Source organism: Kitasatospora sp. NPDC050463, from assembly GCF_040655255.1.
Lineage (GTDB): Bacteria > Actinomycetota > Actinomycetes > Streptomycetales > Streptomycetaceae > Kitasatospora.
Genome location: NZ_JBFAJO010000039.1, coordinates 1 through 13,434, shown reverse-complemented (window position 1 = coordinate 13,434; position 13,434 = coordinate 1). Strand labels below are relative to the sequence as shown.

Genomic DNA, 13,434 nt, shown 5'->3' with positions numbered 1-13,434 from the left:
ACACCCGCGCGAGGGGTGAGAATGGACGCCATGTCCCGACGCCGCCCCGCGCCCCGCGCCGCCTCCCCCGCACCCCGCCTGCTGCCCTCCTCGCCCTGCCCCTGCGGCCTGCCCGCCGCCTACGGCGACTGCTGCGGCCGCTACCACCGGGGCCTGACCGCGGCGCCGACCGCGGAGGCCCTGATGCGCTCGCGCTTCAGCGCCTTCGCCGCCCACGACGAGGCGTACCTGCTCCGCTCCTGGCACCCCGACACCCGGCCGGACTCGGTCGACTTCGACCCCGCGCTGCGCTGGACCCGGCTGGAGGTGCTCTCCACCACCGACGGCGGCCGCTTCCACGCCGAGGGCACCGTCGCCTTCCGCGCCCACTACACCGAGGGCCGCGAGCAGGGGATCCTCACCGAGCACAGCCGATTCGTCCGCCACGAGGGCGCCTGGGTCTACCTGGACGCCCTCGCGCTGGACCGACCCGACCCGACCCGACCCGACCTGACCTGACCTGACCTGACCGGGACGGCCGGGGCCCCGTACCCACAGGGACACGCGGACGGGCGGCACCCGGCCGGGAACGGCAGGAGTCGAACAGGACGGGGCCCACCCGCCGCAGCGCCGTACGCTGGTACCCGGGGCCCCTCACGTCGACGAGCGCGAGGGGCCCCGCCCGGCGGTACGGCCCGGGCAGCGGCGCCGGACGTGTCCACCCGGCCCCGTCCATGCCCGCCGGGCACCCTCCGGGTCCTCCCCACCGGCCCGGCACCGGCCGTGGTCGCAGGCTCCCCCTCCGCAGGCCGGTCGCCTCCTCGCCGCGGGCGCCGGCCGACGCCCACGGCCGACGGGCTACAGGTAGTCGTCCAGCCGGGCGAGGGCGAAGCCCTGCGAGGTGACCTCGTTCACGACCCTGCGGAGCAGGTCGGGCATGGTGCCCGGCCACAGGTCGGCGCCCCGGAAGTGGGTGAGGATGATGTCGCCCGAGTGCAGCCGCTGGTCGTCGTAGCGGTACTCCATGTGGTCGGGGAAGGCCTCCTCGTTCCAGAGCGGCACCGCCTCGATGCCGCAGGAGCCGGCGGCCCGCAGGGTGTCGTCGTTGTACTCGCCGTACGGGGGCCGGAACAGCCGGGGGCGGGTGCCGATCTGCTCCTCCAGCCGGTCCTGCTGGCGACAGATCTCGTCCCGCTGCTGCTCGTAGCCGAGCACCTTGAGGTTGCGGTGGTTGATGGTGTGGTTGTTCACGGCGTCGCCCTGGGCGGCGAGGTCGCGGAAGTAGCCGTAGTCCTCGCGCGCGAGGTAGTCGGCGACGAAGGCGCTGAGCGGGACCCCGAGCTCCGCCGCCATCCGGGAGAACTCCCGGTCCTTCTCGGCACCGTCGTCGACGGTCAGGAAGACGATCTTCTCGTCGGTCGGGACGCGGTAGACCACCGGCGGGCGCCCGTCCTGGAGCTTCACCCCCTGCACCGGCGTCAGCTCCGGCTTGGACACCGGCCGCTGGGGCGCCTTCAGGGGCAGCCGGTCCACGCCCCAGCGGTGCGCGGTCTCCAGCGCCGCTCGGGCGGCCGTCTCCCGGCGGGCCACCGCCTCGCTGCTGCTCTCCTCCTCCGACCGGGCCAGGCCCGGCAGTGCCAGCGGTACGGCCGGGGGCCGGGGCGCACCCCGGTCGGCGGTGGAGCCGGCGGAGCCCGCGTCCGCCTCCGCGGGCGCGGCGCTCCTGCCGGCCCGCGAGGACGGTGCCTGCCGCCCGATCGGTGCGGCGCAGCCGGCGACCACCGCCGACAGGCAGACCACTGCCACGAGGCCGCTCCTGGCCCGGTGGCTTCCCCTCAGTCCCCCAATAATACGATGATCTGATGGTGTGTCCATGGAGCACTGCTCCCCCGACACGCCCATCGGCCAATCCCCCGTCACCCGCCCGGCCCACCGCCCCCGGGCACCCGCGTGCCGCCGGGACCCTCGCCGGGCGCGGCCCGGGCGGCCCGCCGGTCCTCGTCAGCGGACGACGTCGAAGACGTTCAGCTGCAGGCCGTTGGCGTACACCGCGTGCTCGACCAGCTTCAGCTTCTGCGCGTCCTTGTCCGTGCTGCTGAACAGCCGCTTGCCCGCGCCGAGCAGCAGCGGATAGACGAGCAGGTGGTACCGGTCGATCAGGCCGGCATCCGAAAGAGCGTGGTTCAGCGAGGCGCTGCCGTGGACGATGATGGGGCCGCCCTCGGTGTCCTTGAGGGCGGCGACCTCGTCGAGGGAGCGCAGGATCGTGGTCTCGCCCCAGTTCGGGACGAGCTCGTCCTCGGTGAGGGTGGTGGAGACGACGTACTTCGGCAGGGACCTGTAGTGGGCGAACTCGGCCATGTCCGGCCACACCGGGCTGAACGCCTGGTAGCTGACCCGGCCCAGCAGGACCGCGGTGGACTCCTGCTGCTCCCGCCCCTTGATGTCGAACGCCTCGGGGAGGAACTCGACGTCCTTGAAGGTCCAGCCGGAGTTGCGGTAGCCGGGCTCGCCGCCGGGGCCCTCCACCACCCCGTCGAGCGAGATGAACGCGGTGCTGATCAGGGTGCGCATGAGTCTTTCCTTGCTGTCTCGTGTCGGTCTTCGACTGCTTGCGGGCGGTGCGGAGCCGCCGGGGACGTGTCTGCGGCCGTCAGGCCAGGAGACCGCTCAGCCACTGCTGCCAGGCGGCCTCGGCCCCGTCCGTGTCCGGTCCGAACAGGTGGTGGAACATGAGCACCACGCCGGAGCCGTGGTGGAAGGTGTAGATCCCGTCGGCGGTACGGATCCCGACGCGCTCGTCGTCCGCCCAGACCACGTCACCGTCCAGCGGCGCCAGGCCGGCCGGCTCCGCGTGCGCCCGGGCGCCCACGACGGCCGGGACCGAAAGGGACAGTCCCCGGAGGACGACCGCCCCCACCTCCCGCGGAGCCCGCCCGTGCGGCAGCGCCATGGCGAAGACGGGAACACCGGCACGACCGGGGAAGTGGGCCAGGTACTCGTGGAGCGTGTGGAGGTGGAAGGGCCAGCCGCGGCGCAGGGCGTCGTACTCGTCCTGCCAGTCGTCGCCGAGCAGGCCGCTGTGGACGACACGGAGCACGGTGCTGCCCCGGCTCCTTCCCTCGATCAGGTACTCGAAGGCCATGAACCGGCCGTCCTCGCCGGGGGCCGTGCGGGTCGCGAAGCGCTTGCCGGGCTCGTAGGCGGTGACCACCGCCTCCTCCCGGTGGCCCGCGGTGGCCATGGCGGCGACGCCGCCCTCACGCGGCTCCACCTCGTTGCGGCCCATGAACCAGGAGTCGATCCCCGGCCCGGTCGCGATCGCCTCCCAGACCTGTTCCGGGCTCGCCGGCAGAGTCGTCTCCAGTTCGATCTCGAACGGGTGCGTCATGGTCGGTCGTCCTGTCCTGCTGCGGGGTCGTATGGGTCTGCCTGCCCGGCGGGCGACCGCGGGCCGGCCGTGTTCCCCGGGGCACCGGGGGTGGAGGCGGGGATCTGGTGGAGCCCGACGACCACGCGGCTGCGCCGGCCTCCCGGGGCGGACTCGTCGTGGTAGCGGCCGACGAGGGCTGCCACCGCCTGGGCCAGTTCGTCCGCGAAGGCGGCCCGGTCGGCCGCGGAGGCGAAGCGCACCTCGGCGTCGATGCCGAAGGTCGCGACCCGCTGCCCCTCCCTGGCGGCACCGCCGAGCAGCACCCCGACCTCCTGCACCAGTCGGGCTCCCAGCGCCAGCAGCCAGCGGGCGGAGAGCTGGTCGGGAGACCTGGCGGGATCGGGGCTGACGGCGGCCAGGGCGCTGGGGGAGATCACATAGGAGGCGGCGGTGGCGCGGTACACCCGCTCGGTGACGTTGCCCTTGCGTCGTTCCTCGGCGAGCTCGACCAGCCCGTGACGCTCCAGCTCCTTCAGGTGGTAGTTGACCTTCTGCCGGGGCAGCCCCAGGCGGACGGCCAGCATGGCGGCCGAGCCGGGCTCGGCCAGGGCGGCGAGGACCCGGGACCGCATCGGGTCCAGGGCCGCCTCCGCTGCGGCGGGTTCTTCGATCACGGCGACGTCCAGCACGCCTCCAGGATCCATCCGACAGAACTTCTTGTCAAGACAAAATCATTTGTCGGCGCCCGCGACCGGCGAATCGCGAGTCGGGCCGGTCGGCCCGGCAGGCCGCTCACCTCGGAAAACCGTTCGCCGCGGGCACGGAACGACACCGAGAATGCACGGATGGAGCTCACCACTGCGCGGACACCCGCCCTCTGGACCACCGCCCGAGCCGACGTGGGCTCGGCGGAGGCGCTGGCACTGCTGCGCGAGTACTACACCGACGTCGCCAATCGGTACTACCGGCTGCACCTGGGCCGGGACGGCACCGCCGAGGAGATCGAGTCCGGCCTGGCCGACTCCCCGAGCGACGACCTCGCCGGGCCGACCGGCCTCTTCCTGCTCGGCCGCCACGGCGGCGTACCGCAGGCCTGCGCCGGCCTTCGGCTGATCGAGGCCGGCACGGTGGAGCTGACCAGGGTCTTCGTCCGGCCCGAGGTGCGCGGCACCGGCGGCGGCGGGCACCTGCTCGCCGCGGTGGACGAGGCCGCCCGCGCGCTCGGCGCCGAGCGCGTCGTGCTGGACACCCGGCTCGACCTGGTCGAGGCCCGCGCGCTCTACACCCGGCACGGCTACCGCGAGATACCGGCGTACAACAGCGGGCCGTACGCCCAGGTCTGGTACGGCAAGGACCTCACCGAGCAGGCCACCGAGAGCAGTTGAGCCCGGGCCCGGCGCGGCGGCCAGGCGGGTGGGCGTCGGTGCGGCCGATCGCGGGGGCCGGACCGCGACCGTGCGGAGCGCGCGGGCAGGCACTGCGCGCCGGCGACCGGGGCTCCAGGCCGTGCCCTCGCCCCCGCCCGAAAGTCGCGTGGCGGGCGGGGGTGAGAACATGAGGAACGGCCGCCGGACCTGGCCAGGTACTCCGACGGCCGTGGCCCCGTCCGTCAGGGGGCGGGGCACTTCGAACGCTATGACAGCCCGCAGCCGCTCGGCTACCACGGTGGGCCGTCCGGGGGACGCCGCGTGTCGCGCGGCATCCCGGACCGTCCGACCGACCCGCTACGATCCGTGCTCGAAAGGTCGCTCCGCGGCACCGGCCGCCCCGGTGCCGCACCCGGGACACGACACGAAAAGCGGTGATCACCCTGGCCAGGCCACGCTCCGGCCTCGTCGCCCTGGCACTCGCCACGGCGGTGCTCGGCGCCACGGTGCCGGCCGGCGCCGCCCCGGCGGACGCCCCGGTACCGGCCGGCGCCGGTGACCCGGTGTTCCCCCTGCTCGGGAACGCGGGCTACGACGTGCTCGGCTACGACCTCGACCTCCGCTACCGCCCCGACACCCGCACCGTGGACGGCACCGCCGTCCTGACCGCCCGCGCGCTCGCCGCGCTGCCGAGCCTGGAACTGGACGCACTCGGCCTCGACGTGCACGCCGTCCGGGTCGACGGCCGGCCGGCCGCGTTCCGGGCGCACGACGAGAAGCTGACCGTCGTCCCGGCCCGGGCGGTGCGCCGCGGCGCCGCCGTGCGGGTGACGGTCGACTATTCGGCCGACCCCGCGGCGAAGCTGCCGCACACCGGCTGGGTGCCCACCGCCGACGGCTTCGCGGTGGCCGGCCAGCCCGACGGCGCGCACACGGTGTTCCCGTGCAACGACCACCCGAGCGACAAGGCCCGCTTCACCATCGCCGTCACCGCGCCGGACGGCCTGCTCGGGGTGGCCAACGGCCGCCTCACCGCCACCGAGCGGCGCGACGGCGGACAGACCACCCGCCGGTACGACGCCCGCGAGCCGATGGCCACCGAGCTGGTGCAGGTGTCGGTCGGCGACTACACGGTGCGCGAGCGCACCGGCCCGGGCGGGCTGCCGCTGCGGGACGTCGTCCCGACCGCACGCGCCGCCGATCTGGAACCGGCCCTCGCACTCACCCCCGCCCAGCTGGAATGGGCCGAACAGCACCTCGGGCCGTTCCCGTTCGAGACGCACGGGCTGCTTCCCGCCGACACCGACGACCCGGCCGCCTTCGACTTCACCGGACTGGAGACGCAGACCCTGACGCTCTACAAGCCGAACTTCCTGCGTCAACCCGAGCCCGTGATCGGCTCGCACATGATGCACGAACTCGTGCACTCGTGGTTCGGCGACAGCGTCTCGCCGCACACCTGGGCGGACCTCTGGCTGAACGAGGGTCACGCCGACTTCTACGGCCTGATGTACCGGTACGAGCGCGGCTGGCCGGACACGGGCGGGTTCGCCACCCTCGCCGACCGGATGCGCGACGTGTACGCCAAGGGCGACCAGTGGCGCCACGACTCCGGGCCGGTCGCCTCGCCGACCGCCGCCGACCTCTTCGACAGCCAGCGGTACACCGGCGGCGCGCTGGTGCTGTTCGCCCTGCGCGAGCGGGTCGGCGCGGCCGTCTTCGACCGGATCGAGCGGACGTTCCTGCAACAGCACCGGGGCGGCACGGCCACCACCGCGGACTACATCCGCACCGCCTCGGAGGTGTCCGGCCAGGATCTCTCCGGCTTCCTCACCGAGTGGCTCTACGGTGACCGGACCCCGGCCATGCCGGGCCACCCGGACTGGACCGTCACACCGGTCACCCGCTCCGACCGCGCGACCGGGCTGCTCACCCCCGCACCGCACGGCACCGGGACGCTCTGAATCCGCACCCACGCGGCGACCACCGGGCCCGTGCCGTCCGCCGGTGCCCGCGGTGCCCGGTGGCACTCCCGGTGGCCCTGGGGCCCGCACTGCCCCGCCGTACGCCCGGCGCGCCGGTCCGGTGCGCTCGGGCGCCCGGTACGCGCCCCTGTACGGCGGGGCAGTGCGGGCGCATCGTGGTCTCACGGCCCGCCCGCCGCCCGGCCGAGTTCCGGCCGGCTCGCGGGCCGTCCAACGTCCACGCGGAGACCGGCCCGGCCGACCCGCCCGGACGGCCGGCAGCACCCCGCCCCCCCTGCCCGCGACACGCCGCTGGAAAATGAGTGCCCTCGGCAGGCAACCCGGACGGGCTCCCATCGCGTTCAGCAGCCGTGAGAAGGACAACGACACGGCCGCCACGGCCGGCGACGACGGCAGGAACGGCGGGAGCACCATGGCGGGGGCGGCACGATGAGGGAAGCGACGCCGGACTTCGAGGAGTTCGTCGCCACCCGCAGCCCGCGATTGCTGCGCATGGCATGGCTGCTGACCGGCGATCCGCATCTCGCCGAGGACCTGCTGCAGACGGCGCTCGCCAAGGTCTGGCCCCGGTGGGAGAAGATCTCCATCGACCGGCCGGAGGCGTACGTCCGGCGGGTACTGGTGAACTCGCACGTCTCCTGGTGGCGGCGCCGCTGGCACGGGGAGCTGCCGCACGGCGAACTGCCGGAGCATCCGACGGGCTCGGACCCGTTCGAGGAGCTGGTGGTCGGCCAGGTGGTGGCCGCCGCCGTCCGGGCGCTCCCGCCGCGCCAGCGCGCGGTGGTCGTCCTGCGCTACTTCGAGGACCTGAGTGTCGAGGAGACCGCCGAGGCGCTCGGCTGCACGACGGGCACGGTCAAGAGCCAGACGCACCGGGCACTGCAGGCCCTGCGCGGCAAGCTGCCCGCCCGGGAGCTGCTGCTGGACGGGGGACGCCGTGACCTGGTCTGACTTCGACCGCACCGGTGCCGACCGCCCCGGGCTCGGCGACGGCGACGGCGACCGCCCCTGGCTGGCCGACGCCGAGGTGGAGGACGAGCTGCGCGTGCTGTTGCAGCGGGCCGCCCCGGACCTCCCCGCGCCCGCGGACCGGATGGACCGGGTCCGCGAGCGCGCCGGCCGCACCCGGCGCCGGCGCCGGGTGGCCGGCCTCGGGGCCGGGCTGACCGGCGGCCTGGTCGCCGCGGTGATGGCCGCCGCTCCGGCCACCGCGCCCGCGCCGTCGAACACCGTCCTGCACCCCGCGACCGGCGGACCGACCTCGGTGGCGCCGGTCGCCGAGGCACCGTCACCGAGCCCGTCACCAGCAGCCGCGAGCAGCCCGAGCGTCTCGCCGAGCAGCGTTCCGAGTTCCCGCGACGGCACGCAGGCCGTGCTGTACCCGGAGCTCGGCAGGGTGATTCTCGACGTCCCACGGGGCTGGTCCACGCTGATCATGCCGACCGGCAGAGCGCCGAAGAGCACCGGGTACACGGCCAACAAGCCGCTGTCGGCCGCCCCCTACTGCCCGCCCTGGCAGAGCGACTGTGCGCCCCTCGAGGCGTTGGACACCGACACCGTGCTGGTCGCCGTGACCGTGCTCGACGATCCGGGCCACGTCCAGAAGCTGGCCGGAAAAGCGCCCGCGGCCGAGGACACCGCGCTCGACAAGGACTGCGGCCTGCGCGGCGGCACCCGCCAGCTCACCGGCCACCGGACCGTCACCGTGGGCGGCACGGCGGCGGTCGTCCAGCTGACCGCCTGCCTGAACCGCCCCTCCGCCCGGACGGTGGAGCTGGTCCAACGAGTCGTCGACTCGGTCCGCACCACGGGCGGCGCCTCCATCGTCGCCACCGGCAGCTCGCTCGACTGAGCGCTCCCCCCTCGCCTCCCCTGCGTCCCGAAGGCGGTCCCGCCATGGCCCTGTTCCGTCGGATCCTCGTCGGCCTGGTGCTCTTCCTGCTGGGCTGTAGGCCCACCGCACCGACCCCGGCCTCCGCTCCCCCCACCTCGGTACCGACCCCCCGGGAGTGCCGCCCGCCGTCCCAGCGGGCGTGCGCCCGGCGCCGCCCGCACAAGGGCGACCGGCCCCGGCGGAGCTGCCGCCTCGCCTCCCCGCCCCCGCACCGGGGCTGCTCGGGGTGATCCCGCGGCCGGGACGGGCCGTCGCGCGCCGCGTGAAGGCGCCGCGGCACCGGGCGCCGGCTGGGGAGACCGGAGGCATCCGGGCAACAGCGTGGGCCCGGCCGGGAAGACCGACCGGGCCCGGCGCAGGCGGTGGTCAGTAGCGCAGGACGGCAGCGATCCGGTCCCGGCCCGCGAGCTCGCCGGCCGGGACGAACTGCACCTTGGCGCCGGTGTCCAGGGCACGCTCGACGATCTCGTCGACCATGTCGTCGCGTACGTCCGGCTCGCCGGCGGCGGCGGGCACCAGGTGGCTGTCGGTGACCCGCACCGGCTCCCAGTAGTCCTCCTCGACCGCCACCAGGGCGGCCCGGCCCGCGCTCACGCTCTGCCAGACCTCGTCGATGCCGGCGGCGAGCGCCTTGACGCTCTGGGCCGAGTCGAACCGGGCGTGCAGTTCGGCGACGGCCTGCTGCTCCTGCTGTGCGACGGTGGGGCGGACGGCCTCCGCGACGGCGGCGGCCGCGGCGTGGCCGAGGCCGCCGCGCGCCACCTGGGCGGCGGCCCGCTTCACGGCGGTGCCGACCTCGTCCAGCAGCGCGAGCGCGGCGGCCTCGCCGAGCACGTACAGCGGGCGCCCGTCGGCCTCCAGCACGGCGGCCAGCGCGGTGTCCGCGTCACGCAGGAAGCGGCGGGTCTCCTCGTCGCGGAAGGTGCTCGGGACGTCACCGATCCGCTCCTTGCGCTCGACGTCCCAGTCCGGGCCGACCTGGTTCAGCGGGAAGGCGCCCCCGGTGTGCTCCACCAGCCGCGGCCCCGTCCCGCTGAACAGCGCGACCCGGTCGGCGGCGACCGTCAGCACCCAGTAGGGCGCACCGGCGGTGTAGGCGGAGACCAGGTTGCGGGTCAGGAAGGTCTCGGAGAACACCACCCGGGCGGCGACGGTTCGCGGCAGCGACCAGACCTGGTGCTCGCCGGGCGCCGCGAAGATCACCAGACCGTCCTCGGCGTGCACCAGGTCGACCTCTCGCACGGCCCGGTCCAGCTGATCGACCACGTCCAGCCGGTCCGCCCGGGAGACGGCCTCGTCCGCGTGCAGCCGGTTCTTGGCCTCCGCGATCAGGTTGCGCAGGCGCACCGGGTCCTGCGTGTTGTCGGGCTCGCTGCGGTGGGTCGGCAGCAGGACGGAGACGGCCGGGTAGCGCCGGTGGCGGCGCAGTTCGGCGAGGACGTCAGGCGTGAGCTCGGCTGCGTGCATTCGGATGCCCTTCTTGTCGCGGTTGCCTCGACATGCTCGGCAGGATCAGATTCTCTTATGGTTTGCCAGCTTTGCCGGATTTGCCTCCCCACCCCTGCCCATCCAATCGCCCGCTTATACCCACCGCCACCGAAAAGGTGTCCGTATCGGAGGGGGGATCGGGCGCACCGGATCGATGGGGAGGCACGACCGTCGCCCGAGGCGGCATCAGGCCCCTTCGACCGACGGTGACTTCGGTCCCGACGCAGCTCCGTCCCCGCTGCCGGGCGCCGCCGCGCACCGGGGTCCTCGCGACGCGCGGACGGGGGGCGGGCCCGGGCCGCAGGACGAGAAGGAGTGAAGCCGCCGGCCCACCCGTAACCCGGGTGGCGCAGCGTCGTTGGGCGGGGCATGAAGAAGCGCAGCATGCTCGCCGTCGCGTCGCTCGCCGTGGGTGTCGTGGCCTCACTGACCGCTCCCGGCGCGCACGCCGCCACGATCGGCGGACAGGGGGACCTGACCGGCCCGCTCCAGCAGGGCGGCACGCCGAACACGGCGCCGGACGCCCTCCGGGGGCAGGTCGGCGACGCCGGCGGGGTGGTCGGCGAGGCGACGACCCATGTGACCGGTCAGGCGGACGGCCTGGTCGGGCTGCCCTCCTGACGGCAGCCGGGTCCGGCGCCGTCGAGGCGGCCGGGACGGTCGGTCGGGGCCGTCGCGGCGGTCAGCCCAGCGGGGCCCCGAGGTCCTGAGTCCAGTAGAGGCCTGCGGGGCCGGTTGCCACACCGATGCCGACGTCCTTGAAGCCGCAGTCCAGCATGTTGGACTGGTGGATCCCGCCGTCCATCCAGCGCGAGACCACGGTGCCGGGCGCGCTCGGCCCCCGGTCGAGGTTCTCGCCCCACTGTGACCAGCGGTAACCGGCCGCCGACAGTCGGGCGTCCGCGCGGGCGCCGTCCGGATTGACGTGGTCGAAGAAGGCGCGGGCCACCATGTCGTCCGTGTGCTTCTGGGCTGCCGCGTGCAGCTTGGGGTCGATCCGCAGCGGGGCGCAGCCGGCCTTGGCGCGTTCGGTGTTGACGAGGTCCACCAGCTGGCGCTCCAGGCTGGGCGGCGTGGCCGGGCGTGCAGTGGCCGGTGCGGGCGGCGACGTGACGGCCACCGGCGACTCGGCGGGGACCGGGGTCGGCGCGGCCGTCACGGGCGGTGCGGCCGCGGTCTCGCCGACGGGCGTCACCGGCAGCGGCTGCGCGGGTGCCGCGGGCGCGGGCAGGGTGTCGGGCGCGGCGGTCGGGGTGGTGGTCGGTTCGGGTGCTGCCTGCTCGGGCCGGGGGTGGTGCGGCCAGACCAGGGCGAGGGTGGCGACGGCCAGCACGGCGGCCGTGCCACTCGCGGCGGCGGTCCGGCGCCGGAACGGGCCGAACCGGCCACCGGACCCGCCGACGCCGCTCCCCGATCCACCGGGCGGGCCGGTCGGCGAGCCGGAGGTGGCCGCAGCGGCCGCGGCCTGGAGCTGAAGCCCGGTGGGCGAGTCCAGCGGGATCGGCACCAGCGCCAGGCCGGCCAGCAGGCCCTCGGCGGGGAAGAGGTCGCGGCCGAGCCCGTCGCAACCGGCGCAGCCCCGGATGTGCCGGGCGATGCGCTTGCGCCAGACCGAGTCCGGAGTGCCGTCCCAGCCTCCGGTCAGCTCGACCAGCTCCGGGCAGCGCGGGTAGGCGGTGAGCGCCCGGACCACCACCCGGCCCGCCTCCAGCTGCTTCTTCATCCGCTGGACCCGGACCGCCGTGTGCTGCGGCGTCAGGTCGAGCGCCTCGGCGAGCTCGGCCCGGGTGAGTTCGCCACAGGCCTCCAGCCACCAGAGCGCGAGCAGTTCCCGGTCGTCCGGGTCCAGCCAGCGGGTGGCCTCGGCGACCTCTCGACGCTGGCCGGAGAGGCCGAGCCGCAGGATGGTGAGGTCGGTGAAGTCGGCCCGCGGGTCGGCGAGCTCCCAGGCCTCGTCGAGGCCGCCGACGGTGCTCTGCTGCTGGCCGGTGAAACGTCGGCGGACCTGGTTCATGGTGATCGCGACCAGCCACGACCGGAACGACTCCGGGTCGCGCAGCCCGTCCAGACCGTCCAGCGCGCGGATCATGGTCTCCTGGGCGACGTCGTCGACGTCGGCATGGCCGTTCAGCGCACGGCCGGCGACGTTGTAGACCAGCGGCAGCCAGGCAGCGACCAGCGCCTCCTGGGCCTGCCGGTCGCCCGCCTGGGCCGCCAGCACCAGGGTCGTCCCGGTCCTGCTCTGCACGTCAACGTTCATGGGTCCGCACTCCGTCTTGCCGTCATCCGTCCGCCGTTGCCTCCTCGGAGACCTCGGGGGACTGCTCAGATAACAACAATGTGCGCGGATTCGGAAACCGGAGGTCGCCCGGGGGGCTCGACCGGGGGGCGACCGGGGGCCGGCGATCAGGACGGGGAGGCGAAGACCTGGGTCCACCAGGGGCCGCCGGAACCGGTCTTCACACCGACGCCGATCTCCTTGAAGGAGCAGTTCAGGATGTTGGCACGGTGGCCGGGGCTGTTCATCCAGGCGTCCATCACCGCGGCCGGGTCCTTCTGGCCCCGGGCGATGTTCTCGCCCCAGCTGCTCCAGCGGTAGCCGGTGGCCTCGATCCGGTAGTCGGCGTGCCGGCCCTCGGGGCTGGCGTGGTCGAAGTAGTTGCGGGCGGCCATGTCCTCGCTGTGGCCCTGGGCGGCGGTGGCCAGCCGGGAGTCGGCGGTGAGCGGCCCGCAGCCGTGCTGGGCACGCTGGGCGTTGACCAGGTCCACGACCTGCTGGGCGTACTGGGCCGCGGTGCCACCGGCGGCGGTGCCGCTCGCCGGAGCGGCGGTGGTCCGGCCCGGGGACGCGGAGGTGCCCGTCGAGGCCTTCGGGGAGGTGCTCGGAGTGGCGCCGGAGGTCGGCTTGGCGCTCGCCGTGGCGCTCGCCGTGGCCGGGCCGGACGCGGTCGCGGTGGAGGGGCCGGCCGAGGGGCCCTGTCCCGCCGTGGTCGAGGAGGCGGGCGCCGGGACGTCGGTGGCGGCGTGGGCCGGGTCGCCGGCGGACGGGCTGTCGGTGGGCGCGGGCAGCGGCTCCGGGGCGACACCACCGGCGCCGGGGACCTGTATCCCGTCGTGGTCCCCGGCCTCCGCCGCGATCTGCGGGTCGAGGGCCACCGTCCGCTGCCCGTCCCGGTCGCCGTACACGAGGTAACCGGCGCCGCCGAGCGCGGCGAGGACTCCGGTGCCCGCCACCGCGGCGGCCACGGCCAGCACCGGGCCGACGCCGCGCCGGCGACGGCCACGACGGCCGCGACCCCGGTGCCGGTCGGGGGCGCGGCGCCCCCCGCCAGCCGCCCCCGCTGGCCC

The 13,434-nt window shown here is 75.0% G+C and carries 13 protein-coding genes; 6 read left to right on the top strand and 7 right to left on the bottom strand.

The features are described from left to right. Positions 1 to 30: 30 nt before the first annotated feature. Positions 31 to 498: a YchJ family metal-binding protein gene (locus AB0J08_RS24000; protein ID WP_360637818.1), complete on the top strand. Its 468-nt coding sequence runs from the start codon at positions 31 to 33 to the stop codon at positions 496 to 498. Between the two features lie 339 nt (positions 499 to 837). Here AB0J08_RS24000 and AB0J08_RS23995 read toward each other — a convergent pair whose 3' ends face one another. The 4 genes from AB0J08_RS23995 to AB0J08_RS23980 form a co-directional block, all read right to left on the bottom strand. Further along, positions 838 to 1,785: a polysaccharide deacetylase family protein gene (locus tag AB0J08_RS23995; RefSeq protein ID WP_360637815.1), complete on the bottom strand. Its 948-nt coding sequence runs from the start codon at positions 1,783 to 1,785 to the stop codon at positions 838 to 840. A 195-nt stretch (positions 1,786 to 1,980) separates the two neighbouring features. Continuing rightward, positions 1,981 to 2,553, bottom strand: coding sequence for a dihydrofolate reductase family protein (locus tag AB0J08_RS23990; protein WP_360637812.1), 573 nt, complete (start codon positions 2,551 to 2,553; stop codon positions 1,981 to 1,983). A 79-nt stretch (positions 2,554 to 2,632) separates the two neighbouring features. Then, on the bottom strand, positions 2,633 to 3,370 hold the full coding sequence (locus AB0J08_RS23985) for an SRPBCC domain-containing protein (protein ID WP_360637809.1): 738 nt from the start codon (positions 3,368 to 3,370) through the stop codon (positions 2,633 to 2,635). After that, a complete protein-coding gene (locus AB0J08_RS23980) occupies positions 3,367 to 4,041 on the bottom strand; it encodes a helix-turn-helix domain-containing protein (protein ID WP_360637969.1) in 675 nt (224 codons plus the stop codon). Before AB0J08_RS23980 ends, AB0J08_RS23985 begins: the two co-directional genes overlap by 4 nt. Before the next feature lie 156 nt (positions 4,042 to 4,197). Between AB0J08_RS23980 and AB0J08_RS23975 the strand changes: the two genes are divergently transcribed. From AB0J08_RS23975 to AB0J08_RS23960, 4 genes are all read left to right on the top strand, one after another. Further along, complete coding sequence (locus AB0J08_RS23975; RefSeq protein ID WP_360637806.1) at positions 4,198 to 4,737, top strand: GNAT family N-acetyltransferase; 540 nt, start codon at positions 4,198 to 4,200, stop codon at positions 4,735 to 4,737. Between the two features lie 416 nt (positions 4,738 to 5,153). Beyond that, a complete protein-coding gene (locus AB0J08_RS23970; RefSeq protein WP_360637803.1) occupies positions 5,154 to 6,683 on the top strand; it encodes a M1 family metallopeptidase in 1,530 nt (509 codons plus the stop codon). 450 nt (positions 6,684 to 7,133) lie between these two features. Continuing rightward, complete coding sequence (locus AB0J08_RS23965) at positions 7,134 to 7,655, top strand: SigE family RNA polymerase sigma factor (protein ID WP_360637799.1); 522 nt, start codon at positions 7,134 to 7,136, stop codon at positions 7,653 to 7,655. Next, positions 7,642 to 8,556 (top strand): hypothetical protein, encoded by a 915-nt coding sequence (locus AB0J08_RS23960; protein WP_360637796.1) that lies wholly within the window; start codon positions 7,642 to 7,644, stop codon positions 8,554 to 8,556. Before AB0J08_RS23965 ends, AB0J08_RS23960 begins: the two co-directional genes overlap by 14 nt. A gap of 408 nt (positions 8,557 to 8,964) precedes the next feature. On the opposite strand, the gene AB0J08_RS23955 is transcribed toward AB0J08_RS23960, so the two are convergent. Continuing rightward, a complete protein-coding gene (locus AB0J08_RS23955) occupies positions 8,965 to 10,065 on the bottom strand; it encodes a chemotaxis protein (RefSeq protein WP_360637793.1) in 1,101 nt (366 codons plus the stop codon). Between the two features lie 390 nt (positions 10,066 to 10,455). On the opposite strand from AB0J08_RS23955, the gene AB0J08_RS23950 reads away from it, so the two are divergent. After that, the gene (locus AB0J08_RS23950; protein ID WP_360637790.1) at positions 10,456 to 10,707 is read left to right on the top strand and encodes a hypothetical protein; all 252 of its coding nucleotides are present in this window, start codon (positions 10,456 to 10,458) and stop codon (positions 10,705 to 10,707) included. Between the two features lie 61 nt (positions 10,708 to 10,768). Here the strand turns inward: AB0J08_RS23950 and AB0J08_RS23945 are convergent, their stop codons facing one another. Together AB0J08_RS23945 and AB0J08_RS23940 are read right to left on the bottom strand one after the other, a co-directional pair. Beyond that, complete coding sequence (locus tag AB0J08_RS23945) at positions 10,769 to 12,346, bottom strand: sigma-70 family RNA polymerase sigma factor (protein WP_360637787.1); 1,578 nt, start codon at positions 12,344 to 12,346, stop codon at positions 10,769 to 10,771. Positions 12,347 to 12,492: 146 nt separating this feature from the next. Next, the coding region (locus AB0J08_RS23940) for a CAP domain-containing protein (RefSeq protein ID WP_360637784.1) at positions 12,493 to 13,434 on the bottom strand (942 nt) is incomplete at its 5' end.

Excerpts from the sequence above, each read along its gene's own strand:
- AB0J08_RS23965 (WP_360637799.1), top strand. The coding sequence starts at position 7,134 with ATGAGGGAAGCGACGCCGGACTTCGAGGAGTTCGTCGCCACCCGCAGC.
- AB0J08_RS23955 (WP_360637793.1), bottom strand. The coding sequence starts at position 10,065 with ATGCACGCAGCCGAGCTCACGCCTGACGTCCTCGCCGAACTGCGCCGC.
- AB0J08_RS23950 (WP_360637790.1), top strand. The coding sequence starts at position 10,456 with ATGAAGAAGCGCAGCATGCTCGCCGTCGCGTCGCTCGCCGTGGGTGTC.
- AB0J08_RS23985 (WP_360637809.1), bottom strand. The coding sequence starts at position 3,370 with ATGACGCACCCGTTCGAGATCGAACTGGAGACGACTCTGCCGGCGAGC.
- AB0J08_RS24000 (WP_360637818.1), top strand. The coding sequence starts at position 31 with ATGTCCCGACGCCGCCCCGCGCCCCGCGCCGCCTCCCCCGCACCCCGC.
- AB0J08_RS23975 (WP_360637806.1), top strand. The coding sequence starts at position 4,198 with ATGGAGCTCACCACTGCGCGGACACCCGCCCTCTGGACCACCGCCCGA.
- AB0J08_RS23945 (WP_360637787.1), bottom strand. The coding sequence starts at position 12,346 with ATGAACGTTGACGTGCAGAGCAGGACCGGGACGACCCTGGTGCTGGCG.
- AB0J08_RS23990 (WP_360637812.1), bottom strand. The coding sequence starts at position 2,553 with ATGCGCACCCTGATCAGCACCGCGTTCATCTCGCTCGACGGGGTGGTG.